The organism is Pseudoxanthomonas sp. SE1, assembly GCF_029542205.1.
Classification (GTDB): Bacteria; Pseudomonadota; Gammaproteobacteria; order Xanthomonadales; family Xanthomonadaceae; genus Pseudoxanthomonas_A.
Genome location: NZ_CP113783.1, coordinates 2,128,140 through 2,144,902 on the forward strand (window position 1 = coordinate 2,128,140; position 16,763 = coordinate 2,144,902).

Consider the following 16,763-nt stretch of genomic DNA (forward strand, 5'->3'; position numbering starts at 1 on the left):
CGGCTCTGGCCCCAGCGCGGCGCTGGCTCCCCCGATTGTCCCCGTCCCTGAACCTCGCGGCACGGCAGAAGTCCGCAGCTCTCGATGCCCCATCACCCGCCTGCGCGCGGCGATGAAGAACGTGTTTTCAGCTCTCGGTCAACGGCAAGAGGATGTAGAACTTGGTCAGCTTCTCGTCGGACAGCGCGCTGACCGACCCGCCATGCGCCTCGACGATGGATTTGACGATGGCCAGTCCCAGCCCGGCGCCTTCGCCCTTTCGGTGGGCGGCGTGCCCCACCCGGTAGAAGCGGTTGAAGATGCGCGAGAGCTCCTCGGGTGGAATCTTCTCGCCGGGATTCTCCACGCTGATGATGACGTCCCGATCCTTCTGCGAGAACCTCACGGTGATGGTTTCGCCACTGGGCGTGTACCGGATCGCATTGGAGATCAGATTGCTGAGCGCCCGGCGAAGCATTTCCCGATCACCGCGGATCGGTGTCGTGCGGCCGCGAAGTTCGAGCTTCACGCCTCGCTCTTCCACCAAGGCCTCGAAGTACTCGAACAGCCCCCGGACGGCGTCCTCAAGGACCACGCTCTCCAGATTCAGATTGCCCGGATCGTTCTCGGTCTGAGCCAGGAACAGCATGTCGTTGATCATGCGGTTCAGGCGCCCGAACTCTTCCAGGTTGGAATAGAGAATCTCCCGATACTCGTCGGCCGAGCGGGCCTGACCGAGCGCCACTTCCGTCTGCGTGGTCAGGTTCGTGACCGGCGTGCGCAACTCGTGGGCGATGTCGGCCGAGAAGTTCGCCAGTTGCTCGAACCCATCCTCGATGCGCCCGAGCATGTCGTTGAAGGACGCGATGGTTTCTTCCAGCTCGACCGGTACAGCCTTGGGATCCAATCGCAGATACAGCTTGGACGAGGTGATCGCGCGAATCTTCTCGTTCGCCCTGTGGATCGGAATGTGCCCCCAGCGAACCGCGAACCAGGCGACAAGGATCGCGATGCACATGACCACGCAGATGGTCCACCACTGGATGCGCTTGAAGCTCCGGATGAATTCGAGATGGCCGCCGATGTTCATCGCCACGGCGATCGTGTAGGTACCGCTCAGACTGGTGTCGCCCCCGACCTGGATGACGCCACCTCGATAGGACTTCCCGTTCTCTTCCCATATCGTCATGCTTTGCCTGTCCGCCAGAGGGACGGGAGGTGTGCGCCGGGCGAAGCTCGCCAGGTCCGGACCGTCCTTCGGCGCGTACAGCGTCTTTCCGCCGGCATCAGCGACATAGTAGTAGACCCCGTGATGCCCCCGAACCGCACGGCGCAAGGCCTGCGTATCGCTTCCGTCCTGCACCTCGCCCAGTGCCCGGATGACCGAACTGGCGATCACGCCCAACTCTTCCTCATCCATTTCGGCGAAATGCCGGTCGAGGGATCCCACGCTGACCCAACTGAACAGAAGGAGCACCACCATCATCGCGATGCCGACGAGGCCGGTGACCCGTGCGGAGAGCGACGCCGGACGCCGCAGAAAGGCAAACCGGTCAGGCATCCGGCAGGTCCAGCGTGTAGCCCATGCCACGTACGGTCTGGATGAGCTTGGGCTCGAAGCTGTCGTCGATTTTGGCGCGCAGCCGTCGGATCGCGACGTCGATGACGTTGGTGTCGCTGTCGAAATTCATGTCCCAGACCTGCGAGGCGATCAGCGAACGCGGCAGCACTTCGCCTTGGCGACGCGCCAGCAGTTCGAGCAAGGCGAACTCCTTGCTGGTCAGGTTGATACGCTGCCCGGCCCTCGTGGCACGACGGCGCGCCAGATCCAACTCCAGATCCGCAATCTGGATGCGATCGTGCGGAATAGGCGAACCCCCTCTGCGCAACAACGTCCGGACGCGTGCGAGCAGTTCCGAGAACACGAACGGCTTGACCAAGTAGTCGTCGGCGCCCAACTCCAATCCCTGGACGCGATCGTCGACGCTGCTGCGAGCGGTCAGGAACAGCACCGGCACCTGGTTGCCGGCCGCCCGGATGGTTTGCAGGATTTTCCGCCCATCCATGCCCGGCAACATGACGTCGAGCACGATCAGGTCGTAATGCTCGGTCGTGGCCATATGCAGGCCGTCGGGCCCATCGCGCGCCAAGTCGACGACGAACCCGGCCTCCATCAGTCCTTGACGGACGTAGTCCGCCGTCTTGTGCTCGTCTTCGACAACCAGAAGTTTCATGTCAGCCCTATGCCCGCACTCGTTCGTGCTTCCGGCCCCCGCCACGACGGATGGATCATGATGGGTCACTGGAATCTATCGAGGCGAAGCTGCCATAAGGATGACGCAAAGATTACATATTGGTAATCATTTCGTCACCATTTGGGCCGGAGCGGCCTTGAACGAGTGAATGCCAAACAATCGCGTCAGCGTCCGCGCCTCAGCAGCAGGCTGATCGCGGTTGCGGCGGCCAACGCGAACAGGGCCGAAATGAACCAGAGGAAATCCGAATCCAGGAGGATATTGCTGAACAGGAAGCGCCCAAACGCGACGAGGGCGCCTATTGCCGTGGCCCAGTACAGGCAATCGCGCCCGGCCGGAGAGCAGGAAGCCTCCACTCCCCAGCAGCAGGACGCCCAATCCGGCAATGAAGCGCCCCAAGCGCGGAACACGGTGCCGAGCCATTCCAGGAACGCCGTGAGCCAACGTGCCCGGATCGATACCGGTGTGCCGGATATCCTCGGGCAGAAGCGCGGGGCGCAACACTAGGAAGAACACCGCAGTTCCCATGGTGAGGAGGCCGAGCGCTAGGAGCAGGATGCCGCTCAGCACGTCCCTCCGATCGACAACGTGCTGCTTCATCGCGTCCAATCTCCACAACGGCTTCGAGCGCCGACCCGACCAGGTCGGTAAGCCAGGATGCTTGCTGCCTACATTGCAAGCCGCCATCTGCCACGCGATGACGTGGTGATTACATGAATGTAATCGACGCGTAACTGACCCGACAGCGACGCCTTTCTACGCTCAGGACGCATCTTCGCCAATTGTCCCGTCCATTCTTAACTGGCGTCCTGGAGCATCGAGATGAGCGAAATTCCTGATCGGAAGCGAGGCGGTTGGCGCAGCCCCGCCGTCCTGACCCTGTGCGTCTTTCTCTTTATCGCGGGACTCTTCCTGTGGCTGGAGCACCGGGCGCACGTACTCGGTGCGCTCCCCCTCTTGCTGCCCCTGGTGATCTGCATCGGCATGCACTTCTTCCTGCACCGCGGTCACGGCGGTCACGGTGGCCACCAGACGCATCGGGAGGAGGGCGACCGCGATGACCGGTAACCCGCCCGCCTACGGCCTCTGGTTTCTGGCGCTGGTGAACGCCGGCATCTTCATTCTGTTCGCCCTGAGCTTCTTCAAGCCGACGACGGCGCGCGACTGGCGCTCGCTGGGCGCGTTTTCCGCCTTCATCGTCGCCCTGTTCGTGGAAATGTACGGCTTTCCGCTGACGCTCTACCTGTTGGCGGGTTGGGTGGGCAATCGTTTCCCGGGACTGGACCCGCTGTCCCACGACGCCGGCCACATCTGGCCCGCACTCTTCGGTTGGTCGGGAGATCCTCATCTCAATCCGTTCCACCTGGCCAGTTACATGCTGATCGGCAGCGGGTTCTGGCTGATCGCCGCCGGCTGGCGGGTGTTGCACGAGGCTCAACGCGCCGGATCGCTTGCCACCACCGGGCCGTACGCCCATGTGCGGCATCCGCAGTACGTGGGCTTCATCCTGGTGCTGATCGGATTCTTCCTGCAATGGCCCACACTCGTGACGGGCGTGATGCTGCCGATTCTGCTGGTCATGTACTGGCGGCTCGCCAAGCGGGAGGAGCGCGAGGTCGAAGCGACGTTCGGGGATCAGTATCGACGCTACGCGAGCGACGTGCCTGCATTCGTGCCGCGGCTTGGGCGCTTGTTCAACAATAGAGAAGGCCAGATCGAATGAGTCACCATGACCCGCACGCACACCACCAGCACGATCACGGCGCACACGTCCATGCGTCTCCACCCGGCACCGGCGCAGTCGTAAGCGCCGCCGGTTCGAGTCACGCAGGCCATGCCGGCCACGACCATGGCGCCATGGTCGCCGACTTCCGCAGACGCTTCTGGGTCACGCTGCTGCTGACCCCGTTTGTCCTCGCGCTGTCGCCCATGATCCAGCACGCGCTCGGCCTGGGCGAGGCGTTGGCATTCACAGGCGATCGTTACCTCCTGTTCGCCCTGTCGACCGTCGCCTATCTCTACGGCGGCTGGCCCTTCCTGGTCGGCGTCGTCTCCGAACTGCGCAAGCGTCAGCCCGGGATGATGACGCTGATCGCGTTGGCCATTTCGGCCGCCTACATCTTCTCGGTGGCAGTGACCTTCGGCTTTCCCGGGCAGGAGTTCTACTGGGAACTGGTGACGCTGATCGCGATCATGCTGCTGGGCCACTGGGTCGAGATGCGCTCGGTCATGGGGGCGTCGCGTGCCCTGGAGGAACTGGTCAAGCTGTTGCCCGACAGTGCCACCCGCATCGATGCCGATGGCAGCCTGCACGACGTCCCGATCAGCGCACTGCAGCCGGGCGACCGCGTGATCGTCCGTCCCGGCGCCAAGGTGCCGGTGGACGGGGAGATCACCGAGGGCTCCTCGGACTTCAACGAAGCCATGCTCACCGGCGAATCCCGCCCGGTCGCCAAAGGAGTCGGTGCCACCGCGATCGGCGGGGCCATCAACGGCGCGAACGCCGTCACCATACGCGTCACCGCAACCGGCGATGCCACGTATCTGTCGCAGGTGATCGACCTGGTCAAGAAGGCGCAGCAGACCCGCTCGCGCACGCAGGACATCGCCAACCGCGCTGCCGCCTGGCTGACCTACATCGCCTTGGCCGTGGGCGTCGGCACGCTGCTGGTCTGGTGGCTGGTGCTCGACGCGCCGCTCAACTTCGCCATCGAGCGCATGGTCACCGTCATGGTCGTCGCCTGCCCGCATGCCCTGGGCCTGGCGGTGCCGCTGGTGGTCGCGGTCAGCACGTCGCTGAGCGCGAGCAACGGCCTGCTGATCCGTGACCGGGCCGCGTTCGAGCGCGCGCGCCGACTGGATGCGGTCGTGTTCGACAAGACGGGCACGCTGACCGAGGGACGATTCGGGGTCAGCGACATCGTGATGCTGCAGGAGGGCGATGAGCGCCAGGAGTTGGCCTTCGCCGCGGCGGCCGAGAGCCAGTCGGAACATCCCATCGCCCATGGCATCGTGGCCGAGGCAAAGCGCCGCGACATCCCCATCCCCAAGGCCAGCGACGTGCGCAACATCACCGGCGAAGGCATCGTAGCCAACGTGGGCGACGAGCGCGTGCGCATCGTCAGCCCAGGTCATCTGGCCCGCCAGGGCAACGCCATTACCCACGAGCGGCTGGGACAGCTCGAATCGGCAGGCAAGACCGTCGTCGTACTCGAACGCGATGGTCAGCCGCGCGCACTGTTCGCGCTTGCCGATATCGTTCGGTCCGAATCCCGGGATGCCATCGCCGAATTGACCCGGCTGGGGATTCGCTCGGTGATGCTGACAGGTGATGCCCGAGGCGTGGCCGAATCGGTGTCCAAGGAACTTGGGATCTCGGAGTACTTCGCCGAGGTGCTCCCGGATCAGAAGTCGCAGAAGATTCAGGAGCTTCAGGCCCGCGGGCTATCGGTCGCCATGGTGGGCGATGGCGTAAACGACGCCCCGGCGCTGGTCCAGGCCGACCTGGGCGTGGCCATCGGCGCGGGCACCGACGTCGCCGTGGAGTCGGCCGACGTCGTGCTCGTGCGCAGCGATCCGCGCGATGTCGGCGCCATCCTTGGCCTGTCTCGCGCCACTTACCGCAAGATGGTGCAGAACCTGATCTGGGCGACCGGCTACAACACGATCGCGGTGCCCATGGCGGCGGGCATCACCTTCGGTACGGGCTTCCTGATGACGCCTGCCATCGCCGCCGTCTTCATGTCGGCCAGCACGGTGATCGTCGCCATCAATGCCCAGCTTCTCCGTTTCTACAGGCGACAAACATGACTACGACAGATTCCTCCAGCCGAGTGATCCTTCCCCTTCCCGGCAACGAAGCATTCGCCCGCCAGTTGGCGGTCGCTGGAAGGTGGGAGCTGGGAGAGCTGGAAACCCGGCGATTCCCCGACGGCGAAAGCTACGTGCGCATCGCCGCGGAGGTGGCGGACAAGTCGGTCGTCCTCGTGCAGACCCTGGCCCAGCCCGATCCCGGCTTCCTGTCGCTTGTCTTCGCCGCCGACGCCGCCCGCGACCTCGGTGCCCGCGACGTGATCCTAGTCGCACCTTACCTGGCCTACATGCGGCAGGATCGCCGCTTCCACCCCGGAGAAGCGATCACCTCCCGGAGCTTTGCCCGTCTCGTGTCGTCGAGCTTCGACCGCCTGGTAACGGTCGATCCCCATCTGCACCGTTACCCGGCGCTGTCGGCGCTCTACACCGTGCCCGCCGACACCCTTCATGCCGCTCCGCTGCTGGCCGACTGGATCACCGGCGAGGTGGAAAGGCCGTTGGTGATCGGTCCGGACGAGGAAAGTGAGCAGTGGGTGGCGGCCATCGCCCAGCGCATCGGCGCACCCCATGCAGTCCTGCGCAAGATCCGCCACGGCGACCGCAATGTCGAGGTCGCATTGTCCGACCTGTCCGCCTGGCGCGATCGCCAGCCCGTGCTGGTCGATGACATTGCGTCCTCCGGACGCACGCTGATCGAGGCCGCGCGGCAGCTGCCTCAGCAAGGCTTCGCGCTGCCCGTGGTCGCTGTGGTGCATGCCATCTTCGCCGAGGATGCCTATCCACAACTCGCGCAGCTATGCAGCCGCATCGTCTCCACCGATGCCGTGCGTCATCAGAGCAATGCGATTGCACTGGCTCCCCTGATCGCGCAGTTCCTTGCCGCCTCTCCTGAGGCAGAGGCCCGCCTCGTGCGCCATCGCCGTCCACCCGAACCTCTCGATGACATCGACCCGTTGGATGCCGATTCCTTTACTGCCCCCTCCACATCTTGAGGAGCACCATCTTGCATCTCACCTCGTTCGGCGGTGCTGGCACCGTCACCGGCTCCAAGCACCTGCTGAGCCACAACGGAAAACACATCCTGGTCGATTGCGGCCTGTTCCAGGGCCTGAAGAACCTGCGTGAGTTGAACTGGGAGCCATTGCCGATCGCGCCGAAGGAGCTCGATGCAGTGGTCTTGACGCATGCACACCTCGACCATTCTGGCTACATTCCCCGGCTCGTGCGCGACGGCTTTCGCGGACGCATCTACGCAACCGCCGCAACCCGCGACGTGGCCGAACTGATCCTAAAGGACAGCGGCCATCTGCAGGAGAAGGATGCCGAGTACGCCAATCGCAAGGGCTTCAGCAAGCACAAGCCCGCGCTGCCGCTGTACACCGTGCAGGATGCCGAGCGCGCGCTCAAGCAGTTCTCCAACGTGCCCTTCGGCAAGCCATTCGCGCTTCCCGACGGCGCGACACTGACGTTCCGCTACGCCGGGCACATTCTGGGCGCTGCGACCGTGGAGATCGACTGGGGCGGCAAGCGCATCGTGTTCTCGGGCGACCTGGGACGCTACGACGACCCGATGCTGTTCGATCCGCAGCCCGTGACCGAAGCCGACTACGTGGTGATCGAGTCCACCTACGGCAACCGGACCCATGCCCCGAGCGATGCCGCCGAGGCACTCGGGGCGGTCATCGAGACAACGGTCGGCCGCGGCGGTACGGTGGTCATTCCCGCCTTCGCGGTGGGCCGGGCGCAGCTGCTGCTCTATCACCTCTGGAAGCTGCGCCAGGCCGGGCGCCTGGGTTCGGTGCCCATCTATCTGGACAGTCCGATGGCGATCAACGCCAGCGAGCTGTTGTGCGATCACCTCGCCGACCACCGCCTGCCCGCCGAGATCTGCCATGCCGCCTGCGGGATCGCCACGTATACACGCGAGGTCGAGGAATCCAAACAGATCACCGCCAGCCGATTCCCCAAGGTCGTCATCTCGGCCAGCGGCATGGCGACGGGCGGTCGCGTGCTGCACCATCTCGCAGCGTTCGCGCCCAGGCGCGAGAATACGATCCTGTTCGCCGGCTACCAGGCCGCGGGGACGCGCGGCCAGGCGATGCTGCAAGGCACGCGCGAAATCAGGATTCACGGTCAATGGGTGCCGGTCAATGCGCAGGTCGCCAACCTGCCGGAATTGTCCGCGCACGCCGATGCCAACGAGCTGATGCGCTGGCTCTCCGGTTTTCGGCACGCGCCTTCGCGGATCTTCGTCGTGCATGGCGAACCGGAGGCCTCCGAGGCGCTGCGCGTACGCATCGACAAGGAGAACGGCTGGCCTGTCTCGGTGCCGCGCTTCGGGCAGGTGTTCGAACTATGAACGCGCGTGATGCCCAGGTGGCCGATTCGCCGCCGACGCTACGCGCTCGGCGCCTGGGGCTTTATGCCCAACACCAGTCGATTGCGGTCATGCGCACGGATTGCCACGTGTGCCGCGCCGAGGGACTCGCCTCACGATCGCAGGTGTTGCTTTCGGCCGGTGGGCGACAGGTGCAGGCAGTGCTCTATCAGGCCGATGGCGATCTGGTTGCGCCAGGCGAAGCCGCACTCTCCGAATCCGCCTGGGAACGGCTGGGCGTCGCCGAGGGCGCCCCCATTGAGGTCTCCCATGCCCCCGCCCTGGACTCCTTGGCCAGCGTTCGACGGCGGATCTATGGCCATCGGCTCGATGCGGCCGCGCTGCAAGCCGTCGTCGCGGACGTGACGGCGGGACGCTACACGGACGTGCATCTAGCCGCGTTCCTGACGGCCAGTGCGGCCCTGCCGCTGGACGAACAGGAAACGGTCGATCTGACCGCCGCGATGATCGATGCCGGGGAGCGCCTGACGTGGAACGCTCCGGTGGTGGTGGACAAGCACTGCATCGGCGGACTGCCAGGCAACCGGACCACGCCGATCGTCGTCGCCATCGTGGCAGCCCACGGCCTGGTGATGCCCAAGACCTCATCGCGCGCGATCACGTCGCCGGCGGGCACCGCCGACACCATGGAAACATTGGCGCCTGTGGATCTTGACCTGGCCACCATGCGGCGCGTCGTGGATCAGGAAGGCGGCTGCATCGCCTGGGGCGGTGCTGTGCATCTCAGTCCCGCCGACGACATCTTCGTTCGCGTGGAACGGGAACTGGACGTGGACACCGAGGGGCAATTGATCGCCTCCGTGCTGTCCAAGAAGATCGCGGCGGGCTCCAATCACGTCGTGCTCGATATCCCGGTCGGGCCGACCGCCAAGGTCCGCACGGAGGAAGCCGCAGATCGGCTGGGCGACCGCCTGATCGCGGTCGCCGCGCACTTCGGGTTGGCCGCGACGTGCATCCGCACCGACGGCAGCCAGCCGGTGGGCCGAGGGATCGGCCCCGCCCTCGAAGCGCACGATATTCTCGCCGTCCTTCAGAACAAACCCGATGCGCCCGGCGATCTGCGGCACCGGGCCGCAGTGCTCGCCGGCGCCGCGCTCGAAATCGGCGGCGCGGCAGAGCCAGGAGCAGGCTATGCGCTGGCCTTGGCCACCTTGGCTGACGGTCAGGCCTGGACGAAGTTCCAGCGGATCTGCCAGGCGCAGGGCGGCATGCGCGAGCCGCCCAGGGCCTTGCACATCCGGCCCCTGACTGCGGCGCGTGCTGGGAGGATCGTCCAGATCAACAACCGCAAGATTGCCCAGCTCGCTAAGTTGGCCGGTGCGCCCGAGGCCAAGGCCGCCGGCGTCACCATGGAGGTCATGCTGGGAGCTGACGTCGGCATCGGACAGCCGCTGCTTCAGTTGTACGCCGACACCGCGGGTGAACTGGCCTATGCCATGGAATATGCGTCCCGGAACCCGGACATCATCGAAATCGCGACTTGAGACGTCGCGGCAGTATCTCCATTGGAGGCCAAGATGCGCCCACGTGAAACTCTGACTCGTTCAGCGAAGCGCGCTGCGGGCAGATCCAGAAGCGAAAGGGCTGTTCACGCATCACCCGTGGCAGCCGTGCCGTCGGTGTCGACAGATCATTCCGCCGAACAAGCGCTTGCAGGTTCTGCCGTGTACGACTTCGCTCAGGCAGTGGGCTACTCGCGTGACGTGTTCGAGCGCGCGGTGCTGTTCTGGGACACGCTGCGCCAGCGGGCCGACGACATGATCGCCCACGAGCGCGCGGGCAAGCCTCCGCTGCTGGACTTCGACTACGAAACCCTCCTCGATGCCCGGCGCTTCGAGCGTCCGGCCAACTACGCGCTCCTTCGCATCACGCGGGCCGGGGACCACTGCATCGAAGACTGCCTGGATGCCTCCAGGCCGCCCGTGGTGGTCGTCGATCCGCGTGCCGGACATGGCCCAGGCATCGGCGGCTTCAAGACCGACTCCGAAGTCGGTATCGCGCTGCATCGCGGCCATGCCGTTTACTTCGTCTCGTTTTATCCTGAACCATGTCCCGGCCAGACGCTCGCGGACGTGTTGCAGGCGCTGCGGCGCTTCGTGGAGGAAGAGGCGAGGCGCCATCCCGGCCTGCCTCCTGTGCTGTACGGCAACTGCCAGGCGGGTTGGGCGCTCACGCTGCTCGCGGCGGACTGCCAGGGCCTGAGCGGGCCAGTCGTGCTCAACGGATCGCCGCTGTCCTACTGGGCGGGCGCCGCGGGTATGAACCCGATGCGGCTCGCCGGAGGATTCGTGGGCGGCGTGTGGATGACCCATCTGCTCGCGGATCTGGGCAATGGTCGTTTCGACGGCGCCTGGCTCATCCAGAACTTCGAGAATCTCAAGCCGGAAGGCGTGTGGGAGAAGTACGCCAACCTCTTCGCTCATGTGGATACCGAGCGTGATCGCTTCCTCCAGTTCGAGCGCTGGTGGAATGCCTGGTACTTCATGAGCCGCGAAGAGATCGTCGCCATTGTCGAGAACCTGTTCATCGGCAACCGTCTTGAGGAAGGCAAACTGCGGATCGACGAGCACTGCGCCGTCGACCTGAAGCGCATCCGCAACCCGCTGGTGGTCTTCGCCTCCTACGGTGACAACATCACGCCGCCTCACCAGGCACTGGGCTGGATTCCCGTGGTCTATCCCGACACGAACGCGCTCAAGCAGGCGGATCAGCGCATCGTCTACCTGACCAACCCGCATGTTGGTCACCTGGGGATCTTCGTCTCCGCGAAGGTCGCCCGCTTCGAGCATCGGGCCATCCTGGAGACCCTGGCGGACGTCGAGGCATTGGCCCCGGGCCTCTACGAGATGAGGATCGACAACCCTACCGGCGACCCGGATTGCGCGCGGTCGCAGTACACCGTCCGTTTCGAGGAGCGACAGGTCGAGGACCTGCGGTTCGATGTCCCTAGTGCAGCGTTCGAGAAAGTGCGAGGGATGTCGGAGACGAACGAATTGTTCTACAAGACGTTCGTGAGTCCCGTCGTGAGCGCCATGAGCAATCCCTGGAGCGCCCCGGCGCTGGAATGGCTGCATCCGATGCGCACCAGCCGCTACCTGCTTTCGGAGGCCTTCAGCCCTTGGATGCACGCCGTCGCGGCCCTGGCGCCCCTGATCAGGAAGGAGCGGACGCCATTGCCCGCGGACAACCCCTTCGCGGCGCAGGAGCAGGCGGTGATCGCGCAGGTTACCCAGGCCATCGAAGATGGGCGCAAGCATCGCGACGAGGCGATGGAATGGTGGTTCGCGCTTGTGTTCGGCGCCATGCCGAGAAGGCTCGGCGCGGCCTGACGATTCGTGGTCGCGGCTTGGTTGCGTAGTGGATCGGCGGATGAAGGCTTAGGCGCCAGTCGTCACAAGTGACCGGAGCGCGAGATCGCCAGAACCAGGCGTAGCGACAGCAATAGGGCCAGCAAATACGCGACGACCGCGAACAACGGCATGTCGCCCCAGATGCGAGGCCCAATGCTGTGCTGCATCAAGAGCGATCCAGCAAGGTAAAGCCCCAGCGTGATCAACGCGACCGACAGTCTGTTGCCGGTCCGGCTGATGTTGGCCTGCAATGCCTCAAGCCCCCGGTGGTACATGGTCAGGCTCGGCCTGCCATCATCCACCATCGCCGACCTGAGCAGTTCTGATGCGATCGTCGACAAGCTGTCGGCCGTGCGCGCAGCACGCTCGGCCACCGGCCGCCGGCTGCGGCTCGCCTCCTTGCTCAACGAAGCTGCAAGGGTTTCGCGGTGGAGCTCGAAACTTCCCAGCAGGTTGAACTCCGGATCGAGCTGGCGAATCGTGTTCTCGACCAGGAACAGTGTTCGGATCAGGACCAGCAGATGCCGGGGCAGCCGGAAACGCTCTCCTCCGCCCAGGCTTGAGATCCGCCACACCATCTCGGCCAGCGACCACTCGGTGACGGGCAGGCTCTCCAGTTTGTCGAGAATCTCGCCGATGGCGCGCGTGTACTCGCGACGGTCCACGGGTGCAACGATGAAACCCAGAAGAAGCGCCGAATCCAGCACCTCGTCCGCATCCGCATAGGGCACGGCAGCGATCATGCGTGCGAGTGCCAGCCGCGCCTTTGGATCTAGGTATCCGATCGAGCCGAAGTCATGAAGGCACAGTCGCCCATCCGCCATCGCGAACAGGTTTCCTGGATGTGGGTCGGCGTGGTACACGCCGCGAACGAACAAGAGGTGCAGATAGGCATTGAACAACTGATCGGCAATGGCGCGCCCTCGGTCGCTTCCGGCGAAGTCGGTGACGACGACGCCGCTGCTGTATTCCTGAACCAGTACGTTAGGCGAGACATAGGGCTCGACGACGCGGGGCATCATGACGCCTGGCAGCCCCGCGATTGCTGACTGCAAACGCCGCATATTCCGCGCTTCGTGATCCAGATCGATTTCTGCAAGCAACTGCATGCCGAGTTCGTCGATCAGCGCCAGCGGCTGTTGCCGCCTGAGCTGCGGCCACACAGGAAGCAAAATCCTCACCAGCAAGCGCAGCAGCAGAAGATCGGTCTTGACCTGGGAGACGACACCGGGGCGGCGAACCTTGACCACGGCTTCTTGCCCGTCGTGCGTACGGGCTCGATGAACCTGGGCCACGGACGCTGCAGCAAAGGGAATTGCATCGAACCGTGCGAACAGCGTTGCCGCCGGTTGACCGAACGCATCTTTGATGGCAGCTTCGGCAAGCTGCGACGAGAACGGCGGCACCCGGTTATGCAAGTCCTCCAGCACCACGCGGTACGCGTCGGGCAGCATGTCGCGACGCAAGCTCAAGCCTTGACCGAGCTTCACGAAAGTCGTGCCCAGCCCCTCCAGCGTCTCGCGCAATCGCTCCGCCAGCACCGATGGCGTGGTCTTCCGCAGGCGCCACCATGCCAAACCGAATCCAAGGGCAGCGACCACAATCTGAATGCCACGACGCAACGATGAGATTCGGGGTGGACGCATATGACCTTCGATTTCGTGTTCGATGGCCTGATGCGGGTTGCATTCCAGGCCCTCCTACGATGGCACCACCCCGCCATCTCCCCAACCCCAAACGCATCTACGTCAGAACCACAAGCGCAGGCCGACCACCCAGCGGTTGTCGGTTCGGGAATGACCGCTGAGCCTGCGCAGGTCGGACGTCTCGCCGAAGCTCCATTCGCGCTCGAACCCGATATAGGGCGCGAACTGCCGCGTGATCTCGTAGCGCAATCGCACACCTCCTTCTACCGTGCTCAAGCCTGACCCGATGACTTCCGCCGGATCGGACTGCCCGAACCAGTTGGCTTCGACACCCCAGCTTGCGATCAGCCGGTTGGTGAACAGCATGTCGTACTCGGCCTCGACGATCGCCGCCGTCTTGCCGCCTTCTGCGACGTAACCCGTTGCGGAAACCTCGAACTTATAGGGCGCCAGCCCCTGAACGCCGAACGCGGCCCAGGTGCGCGGCGTTCCGCCTCCGCCGAAGTCACCGAAATCCCGGCGCACGCCCACCACGGCATCCCACCAGGGATGGATCGCGCGTCCGTACATCGCCTCCACCCGCGCGCGCTGCAGGTTCTCGTCCAGGGCGTGCCCCTTGGTCCTCAGCCAGAGGCGGTTGATGTCGCTACCGACCCAGCCGATTCCCTCCCAGGCGATCTCCCTGCCTTCATCCGTGTTCGCCCCTTCCAGCTGATCCATAAGCCAGAAGGAGTTCAGGCTGGTTCCATGCTTGTGGTAGTCCTTCAGCGTCGGAAATGCCGCCAGGCGATCGGCATCCGTGACGGCGGGGATGGGTTCGCGTGGCGAGTCGAACACCCCCATCCGGGAATGATCCATCTGCGAATGGTCGACCTGCGAATGGTCGACCTGCGGACGATCATGCTGCGAATGATCCATCTGCGAGTGGTCGACCTGTGGGCGACCATGCTGTCCATGATCCATCTGCGAGTGGTCCATGCCGGCATTGGGAGACTGCGCTGTCGTCGCGTCCTCTTCCTGCTGGTTCGCAGTCGGACTCGACGGGACAGGCTGGCCATGACCGGCGTGCTGCGCGTGGGCGCCGACAGGAGGGAGCAGCAATGCTGCGGCCAGCGCAGCCCAACGCATCGATGTTCTCACGCTCGTCATTCTTCGACCCTCACTTCCCGGAACATCCCGGATTCCATGTGGAAGAAGAGATGGCAGTGGTAGGCCCAGCGACCGAGCGCGTCGGCGCGCACCCGGTAGCTGCGCTTCGTGCCCGGCGGCATGTCGATGGTGTGCTTGCGCAAGTGGAAGTTGCCCTGTTCGTCCTCAAGATCGCTCCACAGGCCATGCAGATGGATCGGATGCGACATCATGGTGTCGTTCACCAGCACGATGCGCATGCGTTCGCCGTAGTTGAGGCGCAGCGGCTCGGCGTCGGCGAACTTGATCCCATCGAACGACCAGGCAAAGCGCTCCATGTGGCCGGTCAGGTGCAGCTCCACCGTGCGCCCCGGCTCGCGACCGTCGGGGTCTTCGAACAGGCTCTTCAGGTCGGCATACGTCGCCACCTTGCGGTCGTTGCCGCGCAGACCGATCCCAGGATCGGACAGTCGCGGCTCCGGCGTCATGGTCCGCATGTCCACCAGGGGATTGCCCGTTTCGCTGGCCGGATGAGTCTGCATCTGCATGCCGCCGCCTTCATGCGCGGAGTGCGCGCCTGGTGCGGCCGGAACGCCGTGCCCGGCATGCGGATCGGCGGCCACGGCCCCCGCCCCGTGGCCCGCGTGGGGGTCCGGCGCCGGCGCGGCGCCATGCCCGGCATGCGGATCGGCCGATGCGGCCGCCAGTCCGGAATGGGCACCGTGGCCGCCATGCCCCATGTCGGCCATGGTCAGCAGCGGCCGCGGGTCCACCGCCGGTACCGGAGCACGCAAGCCCTCGCGGACCGCAAGCGTGCCACTGACGTAGCCGGTGCGCGCGGAGTCTTGGGCGAAGATCGTGAAGGCGTCCTGCCCGGTAGGCTCGACGATCACGTCGAAGGTTTCGGCAGTGGCGATGCGCAGCTCGTCCACCGTCAGCGGGTGGACGTACTGGCCGTCGACCTCGACGACCGTCATCTTCAGGCCCGGGATGCGGACGTCGAAGTAGGTCATCGCCGCACCGTTGATGAAACGCAGGCGCACCTTCTCACCGGCACGGAAAAGTCCCGTCCAGTTGCCCAGCGACGTGGTCCCGTTTATCAGGTAGGTGTAGGTATGCGCGTTGACGTCGGACAGGTCCGTCGGCGTCATGCGCATGCGTCCCCATGCCTCGCGATCGCTTAGCGTCGCGCTCAAGCCGTCCCGGCGCACGTCGCGGAAGAAGTCGCCCACCGTACGCTGGTAGTAATTGTCGTACTCCGACAGCTTCTTCAGCCGGGCGAACAGGCGCGCCGGGTCCATGTCGGTCCAATCGGACAGGAAGACCACGTAGTCTCGATCGTAGGAGAACGGAGGCGGATCGATGGGGTCGATGATCAGCGGCCCGTACATGCCGCCCTGTTCCTGGAACCCCGAATGACTGTGGTACCAGTAGGTTCCGCTCTGGCGGACATCGAACTCGTACAGGTAGCTCTCGCCGCGGTTGATGCCGTCGAAGCTGAAGCCGGGAACCCCATCCATGTTGGCGGGCAGCAGGATGCCGTGCCAGTGGATCGACGTCGCGTCGCCGTGGATCGAGCCGGGGGGAAGGTCATTCCGGGCCCTGAGCTGCACCCGCGTGCCTTCGCGCCAGCGCAGGATCGGTGCAGGCACCGAGCCGTTGACGGTGATGGCGGGCCGCGTCTTGCCCGTGTAGTTGACCAGGGTCTCGCCTATGGTCAGGTCGAACTGCGTGCCCGACAGGACTTCGAGCTGGCCAGGGGAGCGGAGCGCCCAGCTCTGCTTCGGCCAAAGTCCCAGGCCCAGCACTGCGCCACCCGCTGCCAATCCTTGAACGAACTGCCTTCGAGACAGCAGCAGCTGCTCGGCGGCGTTCGTGCCTGAAAGTCTGGATCGCATGCATGACCTCCTATGATCGGTATCGGCTGACATCGAGCCCGCCCGGCCCATCGCCACGATCTGGGTGCCGGCCACGCGCGCCGGAGAAAGCGCCAGCGTGGTGAGGAACGCGGGTCAGCGTGCGCATGACAAGCCACGTGACGGTGGCCGGAATGCTTGCCAGATGGGCCGCACAGGATCCAGGCAACGGTCGGGGTTGAACGCAAGGGCGTGGTGCTCGCGTCATGGTGACCAGCCTAGGAGGGGGTCACTTTCGGCGGGATGACCCATCCATTACATTCCCGTCATTTCATGGT

The 16,763-nt window shown here is 64.8% G+C and carries 13 protein-coding genes; 7 read left to right on the plus strand and 6 right to left on the minus strand.

What is annotated here, in order from left to right:
• Positions 1 to 127: 127 nt before the first annotated feature.
• From OY559_RS10065 to OY559_RS10075, 3 genes are all read right to left on the minus strand, one after another.
• Positions 128 to 1,540, minus strand: a complete 1,413-nt coding sequence (locus OY559_RS10065) for a Cu(+)/Ag(+) sensor histidine kinase (protein ID WP_162407215.1) — start codon at positions 1,538 to 1,540, stop codon at positions 128 to 130.
• Positions 1,533 to 2,213 carry a heavy metal response regulator transcription factor gene (locus OY559_RS10070; RefSeq protein ID WP_054665569.1) on the minus strand — a complete coding sequence of 227 codons (681 nt, stop codon included), beginning with the start codon at positions 2,211 to 2,213 and terminating at the stop codon, positions 1,533 to 1,535. The genes OY559_RS10065 and OY559_RS10070 overlap by 8 nt, the downstream gene beginning before the upstream one ends.
• Before the next feature lie 126 nt (positions 2,214 to 2,339).
• Complete coding sequence (locus OY559_RS10075) at positions 2,340 to 2,834, minus strand: hypothetical protein (RefSeq protein WP_277726185.1); 495 nt, start codon at positions 2,832 to 2,834, stop codon at positions 2,340 to 2,342.
• 222 nt (positions 2,835 to 3,056) lie between these two features.
• Between OY559_RS10075 and OY559_RS10080 the strand changes: the two genes are divergently transcribed.
• The 7 genes from OY559_RS10080 to OY559_RS10110 all read left to right on the plus strand — a co-directional run bounded on the left by OY559_RS10080 (position 3,057) and on the right by OY559_RS10110 (position 11,774).
• A complete protein-coding gene (locus tag OY559_RS10080) occupies positions 3,057 to 3,302 on the plus strand; it encodes a DUF2933 domain-containing protein (protein ID WP_277726186.1) in 246 nt (81 codons plus the stop codon).
• Entirely contained in the window at positions 3,292 to 3,957 is a 666-nt protein-coding gene (locus OY559_RS10085) for a methyltransferase family protein (protein WP_277726187.1), read from the plus strand. Before OY559_RS10080 ends, OY559_RS10085 begins: the two co-directional genes overlap by 11 nt.
• A 134-nt stretch (positions 3,958 to 4,091) precedes the next feature.
• Positions 4,092 to 6,044, plus strand: coding sequence for a heavy metal translocating P-type ATPase (locus OY559_RS10090; RefSeq protein WP_277726188.1), 1,953 nt, complete (start codon positions 4,092 to 4,094; stop codon positions 6,042 to 6,044).
• Between the two features lie 23 nt (positions 6,045 to 6,067).
• Entirely contained in the window at positions 6,068 to 7,039 is a 972-nt protein-coding gene (locus OY559_RS10095; RefSeq protein ID WP_277726189.1) for a ribose-phosphate pyrophosphokinase, read from the plus strand.
• An 8-nt stretch (positions 7,040 to 7,047) separates the two neighbouring features.
• Positions 7,048 to 8,406, plus strand: a complete 1,359-nt coding sequence (locus OY559_RS10100; RefSeq protein WP_343125262.1) for an MBL fold metallo-hydrolase RNA specificity domain-containing protein — start codon at positions 7,048 to 7,050, stop codon at positions 8,404 to 8,406.
• A complete protein-coding gene (locus tag OY559_RS10105) occupies positions 8,403 to 9,929 on the plus strand; it encodes a thymidine phosphorylase family protein (RefSeq protein ID WP_277726191.1) in 1,527 nt (508 codons plus the stop codon). The genes OY559_RS10100 and OY559_RS10105 overlap by 4 nt, the downstream gene beginning before the upstream one ends.
• Before the next feature lie 117 nt (positions 9,930 to 10,046).
• On the plus strand, positions 10,047 to 11,774 hold the full coding sequence (locus OY559_RS10110; RefSeq protein WP_277726192.1) for a DUF3141 domain-containing protein: 1,728 nt from the start codon (positions 10,047 to 10,049) through the stop codon (positions 11,772 to 11,774).
• 62 nt (positions 11,775 to 11,836) lie between these two features.
• On the opposite strand, the gene OY559_RS10115 is transcribed toward OY559_RS10110, so the two are convergent.
• The 3 genes from OY559_RS10115 to OY559_RS10125 form a co-directional block, all read right to left on the minus strand.
• Positions 11,837 to 13,417, minus strand: a complete 1,581-nt coding sequence (locus tag OY559_RS10115) for an ABC1 kinase family protein (RefSeq protein WP_277726193.1) — start codon at positions 13,415 to 13,417, stop codon at positions 11,837 to 11,839.
• 126 nt (positions 13,418 to 13,543) lie between these two features.
• Positions 13,544 to 14,284 carry a copper resistance protein B gene (locus OY559_RS10120; RefSeq protein ID WP_277726194.1) on the minus strand — a complete coding sequence of 247 codons (741 nt, stop codon included), beginning with the start codon at positions 14,282 to 14,284 and terminating at the stop codon, positions 13,544 to 13,546.
• 302 nt (positions 14,285 to 14,586) lie between these two features.
• A complete protein-coding gene (locus OY559_RS10125) occupies positions 14,587 to 16,467 on the minus strand; it encodes a copper resistance system multicopper oxidase (protein ID WP_162407212.1) in 1,881 nt (626 codons plus the stop codon).
• Between the last annotated feature and the right edge of the window lie 296 nt (positions 16,468 to 16,763).